Here is a 16,941-nt window from a genome sequence, read left to right as displayed (position 1 = left end):
TTCGCACTTTTTATTTTGAGGTTTTGATGAATCGACCAAGAAGAGAACGGGCAGGCAATTTACCGAGCAACCCATCACTGGTTTCCGAAATTTTCTTTAAGGCATCCAGTAACTTTTGATCTCCAACCCAGTGTTCTTCCAATATTTCAGGAGAGAATTTATTCAATAGCATATTTACTACAAACGTGGCTACGATGATGTCATCCATAAATCCACCTGGTCCAATCAAACCTTCGGGTATTACATCAATGGGTGCGATAAAATACAATATACCACTTCCGATTAATACTTTGCTTTTACCGTCAATCCGTTGATCCAACAAGGATTTAGTCAATAAATGAAACAAATCCGGTGCAAATAATAAATAAGGTGCAATTTTGCTTGCACTTCCGTGGGATTCTAAATAAGAAGTGATTTTCCCGCGTAATTTTTCATAAAAGTCATGTTGTTTTTGTGGTGTCGGCAGTTCCTGTTTTAGTTCATATTGCGTCATAATCATTCTCCTTCCATACCAGTTACTATACCAAAAAAACAGATTATTGAAACGTTTCGACACTTCTATTCGTCTACTGTATAAATGACTTGATTGGAGGTTTCTTTATGTCGCCATTCAGATATCTTGGTCTCTTAATGCTTTTGTTCCTATTTAGTGCTTGCGGACAAAATTCAGCAGATAAAATTCCTGCCGACACAGTAAATGCACCTCAAGATGAAGAAGCTCAAGAAGATGTTAAGGAAGAATCCCAAACTTCAATTGAAGAAAAGGTTGAACTTAAAAGTTTCTTTATGCGTGATGGAGCAGTTGCTAGTTATATAGGTGAAGGCAATGAATATGCCAGCTACCAAGCTCGCACACAATGGCATAACGATGATACGGTTTCAATCAATGAGGACAACGGAGGGACTACCGTAATCCGAACCTATCGAATTACTGATGACTCAATTGATTTAATAAAAGAACAAGGAGAATTTTATGAGCAATTTAATCCCACCAATGAAGATCTAAAGTCACTGCCGACCCTTTCAACATTCTTACAGTTGCCTTTGGAAAAAGGTACGACTTTTGATGAGTGGACATTGGTGAATGTTGAGCAAACTTTAGAAACACCATATGAAACTTTTAACCATGTGATTGTACTGGAAAAAACGGACGACAACGGAGCAATTCAGCGGAAATATTTAGTAAAAGGTTTTGGTGAGGTTAAAAGGGAATTTCTGATGAAGGAAAACGATGCAGAATTCATTGTGACTTCTATACTTGAGACAGTTGAATAAATCAAAAAAAGAAGAGGCAATCCGAAAACGGATGCCTCTTTTACATTGTAAGATTAGACTTTAGTTACGTTAGCAGCTTGTGGTCCGCGGTTGCCATCAACAACTTCGAACTCAACTTTTTGACCTTCATCCAGTGTTTTGAAGCCATCTCCTTGGATTGCTGAGAAATGAACGAATACATCGTTTTCTCCCTCAATTTCAATGAAACCGAAACCTTTTTCTGAGTTAAACCATTTTACTGTACCTTGTTTCATGAACAAAACCTCCAAAAAAATAAAGTTAACAATCTTGATTATTTCTTGTAAACCTAAAAAACCACATAGTCAACAGTCCCAGCAAACGCCGATCACTATCGAAATTATGTGAATTCAGGTCTCCGGTAAAACAATTTCAATTGTTAAGAATATTATATCATTTGCCCAACAACTGTCAATTTTATTCTTTGTATTTTCATAGTCTTTCATGTCACTTACAGCTGTTTAGGAATCCCGTTAATTAGCCATAAAACGCCATGATACGTTTGTAAATCATCGTCACATGCTTCGCAAAACTCTTGTTCATCTTCCGTCCAGAATGCCCAACATGCGCCTTTTTGACAAGCTTCATTTGGATAAGATTTCCTGAATTTTTCAAGCAGAGAAGTTAAATAAATACTTGCTTCCTTCTCGTTCGCAAATACTTGTTTTTCAACAATGGTCTCTTCCCAGCCACAAAACATCCACCAAGGTTCGTATCCAGCTTTCATATAGATGATTTCATTCATGATTATTCCATCCTTTTCTTTCAATCCTTATTCTCATTTTAGCAAACGATTTCCTGACGTCTAGTCATTCGCTCCTTTCTCTTTTCACCCTTTCATTCATCTATAAACATCTAAACAATTCGAAATGATTGATAACGGAATAAATTTGATATAAGTTTAGTCTTAATAAGGATGAAACCTTTTGTTGCCTCAACCGTAGTTATAATATAAGAACTCTTAAGGAGGGTTTCAACATGATCGATTTTAAATATTTTATGATTCGACAATTTCTCGGATTTCCCATATTTATAGGTAGCTGGATCGCATTTCAATCAGGGTTAAATATACCTTTCATGGTATCCGGCTTATTGGCAATTGGAACATACGCTGCATCCAACCAAGTAATGAAAGTCGTTCAATCAAGGTTGATTGTTTCCAAATATGGTTTGACCTTTGCTGAATACCGACATATCCGCATTCAGTTAAAAGAAGCACAGGCAAAACTTAAACAATTAAATGGATATTTCCTGAAAGTGCGCTCAATCAGAGCATTTAAACAGCTTTTTGAAATGAATCGTCTAGCTAAACGTATTTTTCAAATTGTTAAAACCAATCCGAAAAAATTTTATCAAGTCGAACCATTTTTTTATGCACATCTGGATACTGCGGTGGAACTCACTTCTAAGTATACCTTGCTAGTATCACAACCAATAAAAGCACCTGATGTTCAAATAGCCCTTCAAGATACTCGTGAAACTTTGTTGGAGCTAAATCAAGTGATGGAAAAAGACTTACGACAAGTATTGTCTTCGGACATTGAACACTTAAAAATGGAATTGGACTTCGCCAAAGTTTCAATGAAAAATCATGCGTCACCTTTACTTATGAAAGGAGAAACACCAGATGACACAAAATCAATCGGCTACTAACCAAACCAAAACTTTAGATGATTTACTGAATTCACCTTTTGATATGCAACCACAAAGAATGACACAAGACCCAATAAATGAGAAACTTCCTGTAAAAATCATGGATAGATTATCGGAAGAAGAAAAGCAAAAAGCACTCGCCCTTGCTTCTCAAATTCCTGCAGGTAATTATGAAGCCATTCTAACATATGGAGCCAATGCTCAAACGGAATTGTCTTCATTTTCTCATCAAATGCTGGATCACGTGCAAAAGAAAGATATTGGTCCTGTCGGCGATATTTTAAAAGACCTAATGGACAAGCTTGGTCAATTAAATCCTGAAGAATTATCCAATCAAAAAAAATCAGGAATTAAACGCTTATTCGGCAAAGTCTCCCGGTCTGTTCAGGAATTAATGACAAAATATCAAAAACTGAGCACTCAGATTGACCGTATTGGCATCCAACTGGAACATTCCAAACGTGGACTGATTGAAGATGTTCAGATGCTAGATAAATTGTATGAACAAAACAAAGCGTATTTCCAGGCATTAAATATTTATATTGCAGCCGCTGAAATCAAACGGGATGAAATTCTCAATGAAACCATCCCCTCCCTCCGTCAAAAAGCAGAGGCATCTTCAGATCAAATGGCCTATCAGGAAGTAAATGATATGGCGCAATTTTTAGACCGTCTTGAGAAACGTCTATACGATTTGCAGCTATCACGTCAAATCACGATTCAAAGCGCGCCACAAATTCGGATGATCCAACAAACGAATCAGACGTTAGCCGAGAAGATTCAATCATCCGTCATGACGTCTATTCCATTGTGGAAGAATCAAATTGCCATTGCATTGACACTTAACCGTCAAATGAAAGCTGTAGAGGCTCAAAAGCAAGTGACGAAAACAACAAATGATTTATTGTTAAAGAACTCTGAAATGCTGAAAATCAACAGTCTTGAAACCGCAAAAGAAAATGAGCGCGGAATTGTAGAAATTGAGACATTAAAGCAAACTCAGGAGAACTTACTTCAAACAATTGAAGAAACGCTTCGTATACAAGCAGATGGTCGCGTAAAACGTAAAGCAGCCGAAGTTGAGATCGCTCGTATGGAAGAACAATTAAAACAACGACTATTAATCGTTCATCAAGAACAAGAAAACCGTCCTCGTTAATGAGGACGGTTTTCTTACCTCTTAAATCCACCTTCAGAATGGATAATTTGGCCTGTAATCCAACTTGCGTCGTCACTTACAAGAAATTTTATGGCTTTTGCAACATCAATAGGCTCCCCTATCCTACCGAAAGGGAATTTATTTATTAACTCGCTTTTTATTTCCTCTGTCATCCATCCCGTATTGGTTGGACCTGGATTGATTGCATTGACAGTAATTCCTAAAGGTGCAAGTTCAGCTGCCATTGTAATAGTAAGAGCATCAACTGCACCTTTTGTTGTGGCATAAGCAAGTTCACCAGGCATGGGTCCTTGAAATTGTCCGGAAGTTAGATTGATTATCCTTCCTCCAGTTTTCTTCTTAAAGTTCTTGGCAAACTTGCTACTTAATAAAGTTGTGGCGCGAATATTAATCATATAGTGTTTATCCAATTCTTCTGCAGTTATGGAAGAGTAATCATTGTTCGTTGAGTAGGCAGCATTATTTATCAAAATATCTGGTTGACCCAAATCTTCTTCAATTCTCATAAAGAGCTGTTCAGGTGCATTTGGATGGCTCAAATCCAACTCCATACATGACACTTTTACACCTTTCTTCAATAACTCTTCCTTTAATTTCACTGGTTCTTCGATATTCATGCTCCAAGGCATTTTTTTATCATATTCTGTCCAATACGTAAAAAAGATATCATAACCTGCATCTGCAAGTTCTCGGAGAATAGCTGCTCCGATTCCTTGTAGTCGGCTTGCGCCTGTTACAATAGCTATTTTATTTTGTAATTGGTTCATAAGTACTTACCTCCGAAAATCGAGATTCGTTATAAATGATTCATTTTACAATCAGGAATAACATCCGACGTAACAGTCGTAATGTCTGTGTTGTAAACTCATCGACATTTCTCGCAGTTGCGGTTCTTGGACCGAACATCATTTTAAATAATTGTAATTGTTCTTCCACTGGTTGAGCCGTACTTAAATACAAATGGAGTATATGAATCCCTTTTTTCTCGGATTCAATGACTGCTTCTGCTGTATCGACAATGCCATTTGCAGCGTATCCATAAGCTGAAGGTTCCCCATCAGAAAACAGCAAAAGAAATTTATTCTTCTCAGGACGTTTATGAAGTCTTTCTGCCATCCAGCGAATCGCCAATCCGTCCCGATTATCTTCGTGTGCTTCCAGTGAAAGAATCTCTGCCGCATGATCTTTTATACCGTCTTCCACTTGATGACAAAATAAAAATGAATTCGGCTGTTCATGTTCAGAAGCTTCATAGGCATCTTCATAATAAGACACAATATCATGACGAATACCTAAATCCCTCAATACATCATGAAACAGCAGTACCGCTTTTTTCGTTTCATCCATCTTGTCAATCATGGACGCTGAGCTATCTACCAATAGTCCAAAAACCGCATCCAATGGCAACGAAGGATTATTTTTTTTATAAAAAGGTTTAGGACGTTGTTCTGTTAACAAAGAGGTCAAATTTGGCGTTAATCGACCTTTAGTTAAATTAGACCGTTTGTTTTCCATTTTCTGATCGATTCGTTTTCTCATTTCTTTTGTAAATGCTTTTACATATGGCTTTTGCTCTGCACGAATCGTTAAAATATTGTTTTTTAACGACGAAAACTCCTTAGGAACGATTCTTTTTTCCTCGATGGTTACGAATTGATGCTCGTCCCCGAATCGCTCACCGGAATGTTTTGTACTTTTCTTTTCGGATTTACCATTCATTTGGGCATCTTGTTTTGATTTCTTATTGGAATGAGAAGAACCGACACCTTCACTTTGAATTTCATTGGCATCGTCACCTTCTTCAAATCGCCCATTGTCTGTGTTCCCTTTGTTTCCTTTTGTTAAATCAAATTCCATATGTGGACCGGCTTGTTTCTCACTTTCACGGTGCCATGCTCTGAACATTTCTTCAATAGAATCCTGTATAGGTTGTTCATCTGAATTTTGCTGATCAATCTGATGCTGAGCTTTAGCTTCATAAGCCAGCAACAGTAAGTTTTCATGAATTGTCAGGAAAGTATGAGTTAAATCTTTTGTTAGCTCTTCTTCTAATGAATAAAGAATATCAAGACAGATTTTGCAACAGTCGGCTGTTGATTTTGCATCGTAAATAAATTGCCATTTCGAAAGAATTCTTTGGAAGTATCCGGGAATATCGTCATTTATTATGACGGTCTGTGAGCCTTTACGAAGTGACAAGTATAGATAATTAAACAAACTATCACTGATAAAACCTTTATTTAGATTTACATTCATTTGCTGTTCATGGTAAGTCGTATAGACATCTTCACGTACTGAAAATGCCTTGTCGGTTCCAGGACGTTCTTGTCGAATTAAGTTGGAAAGTCTAAATTCTTCTGCACTTAACGCAAGTTGCATCGCAAATTCTTTAAGTGGAAATTGCATAACTTCTTTCTTATACCGATTCCATGATGATAGGTTAAAATGACGCCAATAACCAGCAGTTAATAAATACAAATCAGACAATTGACCGTTCTGTTCAACCTCTGGATCCCGATGTTGCCAAAAATGGCTTATGGAAATAGCGCCTTCTTTCGGCCGGAATTCCATCAATTTGCGAACGGTCAATGTTAAATACGGAGTTCGGCTCAAAGCCCTTGCTAATTGTTCCAACTGAATCATTCTTTTTGCATTGATTGTTTCGTTATTGAATTGAATAAATCGGTTGACTGATGACATTTAACTCACCTCACTTAATCCAAGTATTCGCGAGTTCCATGACCAATTCTTTCTCACTTTCATCGTCCAGTTTTTCTGCAATGGCGTATCGGATTGCTCGAAGTGGATCAATGTGTTGAGCAAGTTCTGTTGCATCGAGCAGACTGCGAATCGAAGCGGCTTCTTCACTCAACAAACCATTTTGGACTTGAATAAACATATCTTCCGAGAGATGAAGCATGGTTTTAATAAGGTTCGGTGAAGCTTTTGGGTATTCGCGAACGAATAGTTCACGAAGAGGCTCGCCAGTCAAATACGGAATAGCAAAAGAAATAAAACGATTTTTTAACGCTTCATTTAATGGCGAAGTCCCGATATATCCTTCATTTATAGCTGCGATTACAGTGAAATCGTTATGCGCGTGCAAAACTTCTCCAGTGAAAGGATTTGTCAGCATACGTCGGTGATCCAGAACACTATGCAGGATTGGCAAAGTTTCAGGTTTCGCCATATTGATTTCATCGATATATAAAATATGACCGTATCTCATCGCTTGAATCACAGGTCCTTCAACAAAATCAATATTGGTTTGTCCGTTTTCCTGAACGAGTGTTTTAAAACCAAGAAGTGCCTCAGCGTCCAGATCAACCGAGCAATTGATACTGTGCATCGGTTGTGCGAAAAAGGATGAAATCGACTCAGCCAGTTTCGTCTTCCCTGACCCTGATGGTCCTTTAAGTAAGATGTTTTTTTGCAATACGACACTCAGTAATAAATCTTCCCATAAATGTGGCAATGGTGACATATATCCACCACGACCAATCAATGCTGAATGATCTTCTGAATGTGTTCGCTGTTTACGAGTAGATTGAGATTGTAATATTAGTGATTGTGTACTCAAATTGTTTTACCTCCTAAAAGAAGAACATATTGCTCCCCATTTTCTGAAATAGAGTCATTTTAGTGATTACAAACGGAATGATGAACAAATTTTCTTGGCACATGTTCTGTGAGCAAACAAAAAAGACATTCCTATATAATGATAAAAAGTTAATTGAAAAAAAGAAAAAACCGATGAAAGATTCATCGGTTATTCAAAATATTCCTTATAAAAGCCACCGATGTGACCAGTGTTATCAACAACAAAAATAAATTCTTCTGTTTCGTTTTTCACTTCATATGTTTTTCCTACAGTGAGCACATTCGATACAGAGAATTTTGCTGCGTTTGTATGAACGCAAGTGACTGTTTTAAGGGTAGGTGTCTCTTTCCAAACATTATGTAACATGATTCATCTCCTCTATTCTTACTCTCTCTAGTATAAGCAAGCGCTTGAGGATAATCAACAATATCATAATCCATCACAGTTCCAAAGCTTATTAACGGACAGCTAGATAGTGTTCGACTCCAGGTTGACAGAACTGCGCTCCAGGTAGACAGTTTTGCTTTTCAGGTAGACAGATATCAATTCCAGGTAGACAGAATCGCTCTCCAGGTTGTACAAAATCAGTTTTCTTGTTATAAATCGGTTGAACAACCTAGCTGATTCTTCCACCACTTCATAAAAAAGAATCAAAAAAGCAACTTCGCATACCAATGCGAAGCTGCAATCTATTTCTTAAGACTCTAACAGTAAGTCTTCTGGGTTTTCGATTAATTCTTTAACAGTTTTCAAGAATCCAACTGAGTCTTTTCCATCAATTACGCGGTGGTCATAAGATAGAGCCACGTACATCATCGGACGGATTTGAACTTCGTCACCGATTGCAACTGGACGTTTTTGGATAGTATGCATTCCAAGAATACCTACTTGAGTACCGTTCAAAATTGGTGTGGACATTAGGGAACCGAATACTCCACCATTTGTGATTGTGAATGATCCACCTGTCATATCAGAAATTTGAAGTTTTTTGTCGCGAGCTTTTTTAGCTAACTCGCCGATTGTCGCTTCAATTTCTGCGAAGTTTTTACGGTCAGTATCACGAACGATTGGTACAACCAAACCTTCTTCAGTTGAAACCGCAATACCTACATCATAGAACTGTTTCAATAGGATTTCATCCCCATCAAGCTCTGCGTTAACATATGGGTATTTTTTAAGTGCAGAAGTAACAGCTTTCGTGAAGAATGACATGAAGCCTAAACGAACATCATGATCTTCAAAGAATTTATCTTTTTTACGAGAACGTAAAGCCATAACGTTTGTCATATCGATTTCGTTGAATGTAGTCAACATCGCAGTTGATTGCTTAACTTCTAACAAACGGTTAGCGATTGTTTGACGACGACGAGACATTTTCTCGCGTTTCACACGGTCATCTGCTGCTTTTGGTGCAGGAGCTGCTTTTGGAGCCGCTGGTGCTGCAGGTGCTGCAGGCGCTTGTTTAGGAGCATTCGAATGTGCTTCAACGTCTTGAACGCGTACACGACCCATCGGATCAACAGTTGATACGGCTTGTAAATCAATTCCTTTTTCACGAGCAAGTTTGCGTGCAGCTGGGCTAGCGATTGTGCGCTCTGTAGAAGAAGATTCTTCTTTAGCAACAGGAGCCGGAGCCGCCGCTTGTTGTTTAGGAGCTGCTTCTACATCTTTTACTGGCGCGTCAGCTTCCGCAGGATCTGCTTCAACTGGGCTCTTCGTCGAGCTACCAGAAGCTTCACCAACAACAGCGATTACTTGCCCAACTTCAACTGTATCTCCTTCAGCAGCAAGTAGTTCTTGAACTACTCCTGCTTCTTCTGAAATGACTTCAACGTTTACTTTATCTGTTTCAAGTTCAACAATGAATTCACCTTTTTCAACTGTATCGCCCGGTTGTTTCAACCATTGTGCGATTGTTCCTTCTGTAATCGATTCTGCTAATTCGGGTACTTTAATTTCTGCCACTATATTTTCCTCCTCTAATCAATCGGTTTTAACGTGAAACCGCTTCTTCAATAATGCGGGATTGTTCAATTTTATGTGTTTCACCATCGCCCTCAGCTGGACTTGAACGTTTAACACGGCCAATATATCTGACACTCTTCGTTCCAGCTAAATCACGTAAATATGGATCAGCAAATGTCCAAGAACCCATATTTTGTGGCTCTTCCTGTACCCAAGCGATTTCTTTCGCATTTGGATAACGTTCTACAATTGCTTGAATTTTTTCAGATGGGAATGGATATAATTGTTCAACTTTAATTAAGTGAAGATGGTCGAAATCTTTGCCATCTTTTACTTTATCAGCTAAATCAATCGCCATCTTACCACTTGCTAGTAAAATTCTCTCCACTTTATCTGTTTGCTCGCCAAGACCTGGTTGTTCGAGAACAGTTTCAAACTGACCAGTTGTAAGGTCTTCAACTGCAGCCCCTACAAGAGGATGACGAAGCAATGATTTAGGCGACACAATTATTAAAGGTCTCATCGTCTCTTCTCCAAGCATTTTTGCTTGTCGACGTAAAATATGGAAATAGTTCGCAGCACTTGATAGATTTGCAACTGTCCAGTTATTTTCTCCAGCCATTTGCAAATAACGTTCTAGACGAGCACTTGAATGCTCGGGTCCTTGACCTTCATAAGCATGTGGGAGTAACATAACCAACCCTGATTTTTGACCCCATTTTGAACGACTTGCGGAAATAAACTGGTCGAACATAACTTGCGCCATGTTTGCAAAATCCCCGTATTGCGCTTCCCAAATGACTAACGCTTTTTCGTTTTCTAAGTTATAACCAAATTCGTAACCTAGAACCGCTGCTTCAGTCAATGGACTGTTGTAAACAACGAACGATGCTTTAGCATCCGAAATGTGGTGTAAAGGAACCAGTTCAGCTCCTGTTTTTTCATCATGCAACACAAGATGTCTGTGTGCGAATGTTCCACGCTGTGCATCTTGACCAGTCAAACGGATTGGATTGCCCTCTTGGATAATCGAACCAAATGCCAGAGTTTCAGCATGAGCCCAATCGATTTTCCCTTTTCCTTTGAAAGGTTCTTCACGACGTTTAAGAATTTTTTCAAGTTTCTTAAATGCTGAAAAGTCTGAAGGCCATGATAATAGTTCAGCATTCATTTTCACAAGTGTTTCTTCTTTCACACCTGTAGGAACTTCCGGATAACCATTTAACACGACTTCCGGAATTACAATATCCTGGTGTTCTGCATGTGGCACTTCTTTTACGCGGTCATATGCAGCCTGCATTGTTTTTTGTACTTCAGTTTCAAGTTTCTTCACTTCATCTTCTGCCACTACTTTTTCAGTAACTAGTTGCTTACCGTATAATGCACGCACTGTAGGGTGTTTGTGAATAGCGTGGTACATCGTTGGGTTTGTAACTAACGGCTCATCCATTTCGTTGTGACCGAAACGACGGTAACCGATTAAATCGATTAGGATGTCTTTGCCGAACTGCTCACGATATTCAAATGCAAGACGCGCAACTGCAATTACTGCTTCAACATCGTCAGCGTTAACATGTACAACTGGTACTTCAAAGCCCTTCGCAGGGTCCGAAGAATAATGTGTTGAACGTGAATCGTAATATTCAGTTGTGAATCCAATCATGTTGTTGGCGATGATATGAATTGATCCACCTGTTTGGAATCCACGGATACGGCTATAGTTTAGCGTCTCCGTAACGATACCTTGACCAGGGAAAGCAGCATCCCCATGAATTAACACGGAATAAGCAGCTTTTGAATTTTGAGAAGGTACACCAGTTTTAGTCGTTTCTTCTTGAGCTGCACGTGTTTGACCTGTAACGATCGGACTTACAACTTCAAGATGTGAAGGGTTATAAGCAAGTTTAACTTTCAAACCTGATTTTGCAGTATGAGTAGCACCCATGTGGTACTTCACATCGCCAAACCAACCAGTGGTAATTTTCAAAGAATCATCTTTTGGCAAGAATGATTCATTTGGAACATGTGCAAAATCAGCAAACATCATGTCATATGGTTTATTGATAATGTGTGTTAAGACATTTAAACGTCCACGATGAGCCATACCGATTAGAATCTGCTTCGTTTTTTGTTTCTCGGATTGACGCACTAATTCATCAAGCAGGACGACTAATGTATCCAGCCCTTCAATTGAAAATCGTTTTGCACCAACAAAAGTACGGTGGATGAATTTTTCAAATCCTTCAATTTCAGATAATCGTTTTAACAATGCTTTGCGTTCTTCTGTCGATAAAGTTAATTTCATAGATGAAGATTCAATTTTTGATTGAATCCACTGACGTTCTTGTGGATTGATGATATGAGCAAACTCATACGCAATTTTATCCGTATAGAATGATTTCAGATGCTCAATCACTTGCAATCCATTTTGAATATCCTTTGGTGCATTTTTCATTAATAAAGAAGCCGGAATTTCTATAAGATCAGACTCCGTTAATCCATAAGATGAAGGATCCAATCTTGTTGAATCTTTAGGTCGATCATTTAATGGATAAATATCCGCTGCTAAATGACCATGTGCACGAATAGCATCTGCTAATTGTACAGCTGCCAAAACTTTACCTAAATGGTTCGGATCAACTTGACCTGCTGCAGAGAAATCGACCATATTTTCATCTGTAGATGGAGCGCCATATTGTTTAAATAGTTCACCTAGTTCTGCATCAACAGATTCTGGTGATTGCATGAACAAATCGTACATTTCTAATACATAACCTAAATTCGGACCTGATAGTTTAGTCCATGGTGACCCGTTCGGTGTCCCGTTTTTTGACATTTAGAAAACCCTCCAACTTTTGCCAAGCGGCATTTCCTATTTCTATTTAATACAATCTACATTATTTTATCACGTTAGTTCTTGATATCAAAGGAATCGAACGCAATGCAAATGGCAGAACATTTTTTCCATTTCAATCTTACTACTCTGATAGGAAAATACAATGCTTTTTAGTAAATTAAGCAAACTTTTTCGTTAAGTCGAAATAACTCGACATTTAGACAAGGTTTCTTCATTTTAATAAAGGAAAAACGACTGAAAAAGTTGACCCATTACCAGGATCACTGGTCACATGAATAGAACCTCTGGCATTCTCCACAAGCATCTTGACAATACTCAATCCTAATCCGCTGCCACCCAAATCTCGTGATCTGGCAGTATCGACACGGTAAAATCGATCAAATATTTTTGATACATGCTGTGGCTCTATACCGATTCCCTTGTCATTCACATGGATGGTAACATCCTTTTCTGTACGTTCATATGAAATACGAACATTCGCTGGCTCTAAACTGTATCTGATTGCATTGATTAATAGGTTGCGAATAATTTGCTGGTAAGTATTTGAGGAGATGAGTACTTTCAGATTTCGGTCGTCTGGAAGTTCATGTTCAATGTATGCTGCTGGATACACTTGAACTAGTTCTTCTATCACTTCTTCGGTGTGCTCGATAATATTTGTTGGTGGAAGATCCTTCACTTGTTCCCCGCGCGCCAGCTCCAACATCTCATCAATCAAAGTTTTCATTTGACTCACTTCACGCAAGGCAATACCTAGAGACTCTACCAAAATCTCTGGATCATCTTTTCCCCATCTGTTCAACAGAGATAAATGGCCTTCAACTACTTGAATGGGTGTCCGTAGTTCATGAGAAGCATCCGCCATGAACTGTTGCTGTTGTTCAAAAGAATACTTCAATTTGGCCATCATGCTTTCATAAACAATGATCAGCTCACCAATTTCATCTTTAGCATCGTACGAAATCGTTAACTCCTTTTTAAAGCCATGTGCCACGACGTCGTCCATTGTCATTTTTAAATCCTTAAGGGGTTTTAGTAAATAAGAAGCCAGAATGTAACCGATCCAACCCGATAATAACAAGGCGCATACGCTGAATAACAACATAGCCGTCAAAATATAGTTATTACTTGAATGAAATGACTTTAATGGATGTTCAAGCTGGATATATCCTTTAAAACGTCCAAGTCGAACATTTCCTATAGCAGAAATGGACGATTTATCCTCTTTCGTCAGCACATAGCCTTCTTCAGGCACTTCAATATCATCAAAATCTCTGAAAGTCGCTGAATCATTGATTTGCAAGACTTCAATTCCATCCGCATTCAACAATCTTACCGTCTGATCTTTATCGACAATAGATGTCATTAACCCTGTGTTCGATTGAATGTCCTGTACGGTCAAAAAGGGACCTTGGGATTCAAAGAAAGACGTTATGTCCTGCATGGTTCGATTTACTTCTTGTTCTTCTTGCTGATATAGCCAACCTCTAAGTGCCACATATAAAATAATGCTCATGATTGCAAAACTTAAAAAAATGGCGGTTGCCGAACTGATTGCCCATTTTTTCTTCAATGATTGGGTAGCGATTGTCCGACTTAACTTTTTCCATCCATTCATTCACGCATCACATACCCGACCCCTCTAACCGTTTCAATGTAACTGGAAGCAAGCTTAGGCAATTTTGCTCTCAGATGACGGATATATACATCCACCACATTCGTTTCGATGTCCGCTAAATATCCCCAAACATTTTCCAAAATTAAATCTCTTGATACTACTCGATTTTTTTGTTGCATTAAATAAACCAACAAGTCATATTCAGTCTTGGTCAGTTCAACATTTTGGTTATTAACTTCAACTGTATGGGCATCTGTGTCAACAATGATGTCCTTAAACTGCAGGCGGGCATTCATATGGTTAGCATTGCTTGATCTTCTTAAAACGGAGCGTATTCGAGCCAGTAGTTCTTCGATGGCAAACGGTTTGACGATATAATCATCCGCCCCAGCATCCAGACCAGCGACACGGTCAATGACTGCATCCCTTGCCGTAATTAATAGCACAGGCACTTGGGAAAAGGAACGGATTCGTCGACACACTTCAATTCCGTTCAGTTCTGGCAGCATCACATCCAGCAGGACAACGTCAAATTCATCAGTTTTGGCTACTTCCAATCCTTCTCTGCCAGAACCTACATGGACAACCTCAAAATTCTCATGCCGCAATTCCAGTTCAATAAATCGGGCAATGTTTTTTTCATCCTCCACCAATAAGACGCGACTTCCCATCGTTTCACCCTTTTCCATATTTTCAAAAGAACCGCTCCAATTTGTGGACCGGTTCTTTAAAGATTTATTCTAAATAATAAACATATTGATTTTTACCCATGCGTTTCACTTCGTATAAAGCTGCATCCGCTTTTTCCAACAGTTCATCAATGCTGTTTCCGTTCTCGGGGAAATAGGCTATGCCGATGGATGTTGTCGGTTGGAAAGTCAATTGGTTGATCGACCATCCTTTTCTTAGGGACAACTTAATATCTTGAATAATCCCATTCGTTGTTTCATTCCGTTCTTCAGTATCCCGAGATAAATCATTTAACACTATAACGAACTCATCTCCACCGATTCGAGCTACCAAATCCTGTTGTCGAACACTTTTTAATAAAGCTTCGCCAAACTGACGAATGAATTCATCTCCCACATCATGCCCGAAGGAGTCATTGACTGACTTAAAATCATCTCCATCCAGATAAAGGACAGCTATTGATGTTGCTTTGACTTCAGCGCTATGGGCTAATTCAGGAAATGATTTTAGTAAATAACTGCGATTCGGTAATTGCGTAAGACTATCATGATAAGCCATAAAGCTTAGGTGCTCTTCAAAATTTTTGCGTTCCGTTATGTCTCTCGAAACAATGACGTGTTGAAGTTTATCGGGTTGTTCACGGTCTTTTACCGCAACTATTGATGTTTCCGTCCAAAGTTTTGATTGATCTTTACGCATGAACTGTAATTCCAAACGAATTTCATGCTCCTCATTCACACGGTTTGTAATGTCGTCTTCCCAAGTTTGATGAAAATGCTTTGGTAACAAATCACTGAATTTCTTGTTTGCCATATCATTGTTGGAAAACCCTAATATTCTTTCATGAGAAGGAGAAGTATATAAAATATGACCTTTTTCATCAGTAATCGCAATTAAGTCATTGGTGTTTTGAGTAATCAGATCAAATGTTTTTTCGATTGATTGAAGCTCCAGCATCACATTCTTTTTTTCGGTGATATCAAATTGAATAATAAGAACGTTTTCAATATTGTGCTGATCATTGTATAAGGGGATAACCGTCGTATCTCCCCAGTAAAACGAACCATTTGACGCTCGGTTTCGAAGCTCTCCCCGCCACATTTTATCTTTAAAAACATCTTTCCACATACGCTTCATTTTAAGGTCGTTGTATTGGTCAACCTCAAGAGCGGTGATATGTTTCCCTACGATATCTTTTGTGGAATAACCTGTGATATCTTCAAACAAATCATTGGCATATACTATGTACCCTTTTCGAGTGGTCATTAGAACCATGGCCGCCTTACTGATGGCGCGTTTATAACTTTCCAAAATATGTCTTGTGTTTCGAAGGCTCTCTTTTAAACCCACTTCATCCGTTACTTCCTGCAGCAATATATACATGGCTACATTTTCTCCATTTTTCATAATTGGAGAATAGCTGACCAGGAATGTCCCTTTGTCTCCAGTCGATTTCATTCTTTTGACAAGCACTGAAGATTTACCATCTCCCCGTAAATTCGAATCAAAAAGATGTTCGACTGCACTGCGTTCTTTGGCAGGTACAAAAGGCAAGTTTAGAAAATGTTTGCCTCGCCAATCCGTCAAATGATAGCCAAACACTTCTTCAAATTTCGGATTCATATCGAAGATTTTGCCTTCATTTGTGACAACAATTGTCGGATCCACATTCATATTTAGGAGCGATTGCATAAATAAATATTTTTCTTCAATTTCTTTTTGATTTGAAACTTCCTTTGTCGTTGCCAGAATATAGTTTCCAGAATTCGTGATGATGGGTTTAACGCTCGTCTCATTCACTAATTCCACATCTGAAAACAAAAAGAAGTCTTGATAGGTTATTACCCTTTTTTCATCAATAGCTTGCACATAGTGTTGAAAAATTTTTTCGCCATGTGAAGCGGATACCATTTCATCCAAGCTTGAATGAATCGGATTTTCTTTGAAAATGAGTCTGGCACTTTGGTTTACAAATAAGTATTCAAACGAGTGTTCCCTTTGGATTAAAAAGAACACTAAATCGGAAGAGTCTCCATATAATAAATCAAACTGTGCTTGAGTGAAAAAATGTTCCATTCCCTTTC

The 16,941-nt window shown here is 38.5% G+C and carries 15 protein-coding genes; 3 read left to right on the top strand and 12 right to left on the bottom strand.

The features are described from left to right. Positions 1–10: 10 nt before the first annotated feature. Complete coding sequence (locus M9R32_RS01645) at positions 11–493, bottom strand: YkvA family protein (protein ID WP_269924993.1); 483 nt, start codon at positions 491–493, stop codon at positions 11–13. A gap of 107 nt (positions 494–600) precedes the next feature. On the opposite strand from M9R32_RS01645, the gene M9R32_RS01640 reads away from it, so the two are divergent. Continuing rightward, a complete protein-coding gene (locus tag M9R32_RS01640) occupies positions 601–1,275 on the top strand; it encodes a hypothetical protein (protein WP_269924992.1) in 675 nt (224 codons plus the stop codon). 53 nt (positions 1,276–1,328) lie between these two features. Here the strand turns inward: M9R32_RS01640 and M9R32_RS01635 are convergent, their stop codons facing one another. Beyond that, positions 1,329–1,529 (bottom strand): cold-shock protein, encoded by a 201-nt coding sequence (locus M9R32_RS01635; protein ID WP_016427303.1) that lies wholly within the window; start codon positions 1,527–1,529, stop codon positions 1,329–1,331. A gap of 215 nt (positions 1,530–1,744) precedes the next feature. Further along, entirely contained in the window at positions 1,745–2,038 is a 294-nt protein-coding gene (locus M9R32_RS01630; RefSeq protein WP_269924991.1) for a DUF1033 family protein, read from the bottom strand. 233 nt (positions 2,039–2,271) lie between these two features. Here M9R32_RS01630 and M9R32_RS01625 point away from each other — a divergent pair, with 233 nt between their 5' ends. Continuing rightward, positions 2,272–2,946 carry a 5-bromo-4-chloroindolyl phosphate hydrolysis family protein gene (locus tag M9R32_RS01625; protein WP_269924990.1) on the top strand — a complete coding sequence of 225 codons (675 nt, stop codon included), beginning with the start codon at positions 2,272–2,274 and terminating at the stop codon, positions 2,944–2,946. Then, positions 2,921–4,105 (top strand): toxic anion resistance protein, encoded by a 1,185-nt coding sequence (locus M9R32_RS01620; RefSeq protein ID WP_269924989.1) that lies wholly within the window; start codon positions 2,921–2,923, stop codon positions 4,103–4,105. The genes M9R32_RS01625 and M9R32_RS01620 overlap by 26 nt, the downstream gene beginning before the upstream one ends. Positions 4,106–4,119: 14 nt before the next feature. Here the strand turns inward: M9R32_RS01620 and M9R32_RS01615 are convergent, their stop codons facing one another. The 9 genes from M9R32_RS01615 to M9R32_RS01575 all read right to left on the bottom strand — a co-directional run bounded on the left by M9R32_RS01615 (position 4,120) and on the right by M9R32_RS01575 (position 16,933). Beyond that, the gene (locus M9R32_RS01615) at positions 4,120–4,893 is read right to left on the bottom strand and encodes an SDR family oxidoreductase (protein ID WP_269924988.1); all 774 of its coding nucleotides are present in this window, start codon (positions 4,891–4,893) and stop codon (positions 4,120–4,122) included. Positions 4,894–4,933: 40 nt separating this feature from the next. Further along, positions 4,934–6,826, bottom strand: coding sequence for a vWA domain-containing protein (locus M9R32_RS01610; RefSeq protein ID WP_269924987.1), 1,893 nt, complete (start codon positions 6,824–6,826; stop codon positions 4,934–4,936). Positions 6,827–6,836: 10 nt separating this feature from the next. Next, the gene (locus M9R32_RS01605; protein ID WP_269924986.1) at positions 6,837–7,706 is read right to left on the bottom strand and encodes an AAA family ATPase; all 870 of its coding nucleotides are present in this window, start codon (positions 7,704–7,706) and stop codon (positions 6,837–6,839) included. Between the two features lie 189 nt (positions 7,707–7,895). Continuing rightward, positions 7,896–8,093 carry a DUF6501 family protein gene (locus M9R32_RS01600; RefSeq protein ID WP_269924985.1) on the bottom strand — a complete coding sequence of 66 codons (198 nt, stop codon included), beginning with the start codon at positions 8,091–8,093 and terminating at the stop codon, positions 7,896–7,898. Between the two features lie 330 nt (positions 8,094–8,423). Further along, positions 8,424–9,692: a 2-oxoglutarate dehydrogenase complex dihydrolipoyllysine-residue succinyltransferase gene (gene odhB, locus M9R32_RS01595; protein WP_269924984.1), complete on the bottom strand. Its 1,269-nt coding sequence runs from the start codon at positions 9,690–9,692 to the stop codon at positions 8,424–8,426. A 28-nt stretch (positions 9,693–9,720) separates the two neighbouring features. After that, positions 9,721–12,528, bottom strand: a complete 2,808-nt coding sequence (locus M9R32_RS01590; RefSeq protein ID WP_269924983.1) for a 2-oxoglutarate dehydrogenase E1 component — start codon at positions 12,526–12,528, stop codon at positions 9,721–9,723. A 232-nt stretch (positions 12,529–12,760) separates the two neighbouring features. Beyond that, complete coding sequence (locus M9R32_RS01585) at positions 12,761–14,167, bottom strand: HAMP domain-containing sensor histidine kinase (RefSeq protein WP_269924982.1); 1,407 nt, start codon at positions 14,165–14,167, stop codon at positions 12,761–12,763. Next, positions 14,164–14,838 carry a response regulator transcription factor gene (locus M9R32_RS01580; protein ID WP_269924981.1) on the bottom strand — a complete coding sequence of 225 codons (675 nt, stop codon included), beginning with the start codon at positions 14,836–14,838 and terminating at the stop codon, positions 14,164–14,166. Before M9R32_RS01580 ends, M9R32_RS01585 begins: the two co-directional genes overlap by 4 nt. Positions 14,839–14,902: 64 nt before the next feature. After that, positions 14,903–16,933: a PAS domain S-box protein gene (locus M9R32_RS01575; protein ID WP_269924980.1), complete on the bottom strand. Its 2,031-nt coding sequence runs from the start codon at positions 16,931–16,933 to the stop codon at positions 14,903–14,905. Positions 16,934–16,941 lie beyond the last annotated feature (8 nt).

Origin of the sequence: Paenisporosarcina quisquiliarum, assembly GCF_027563315.1 — a bacterium.
In the GTDB taxonomy this organism is placed as follows: Bacteria; Bacillota; Bacilli; order Bacillales_A; family Planococcaceae; genus Paenisporosarcina; species Paenisporosarcina quisquiliarum.
This window is presented reverse-complemented; position numbering and strand designations above follow the sequence as displayed.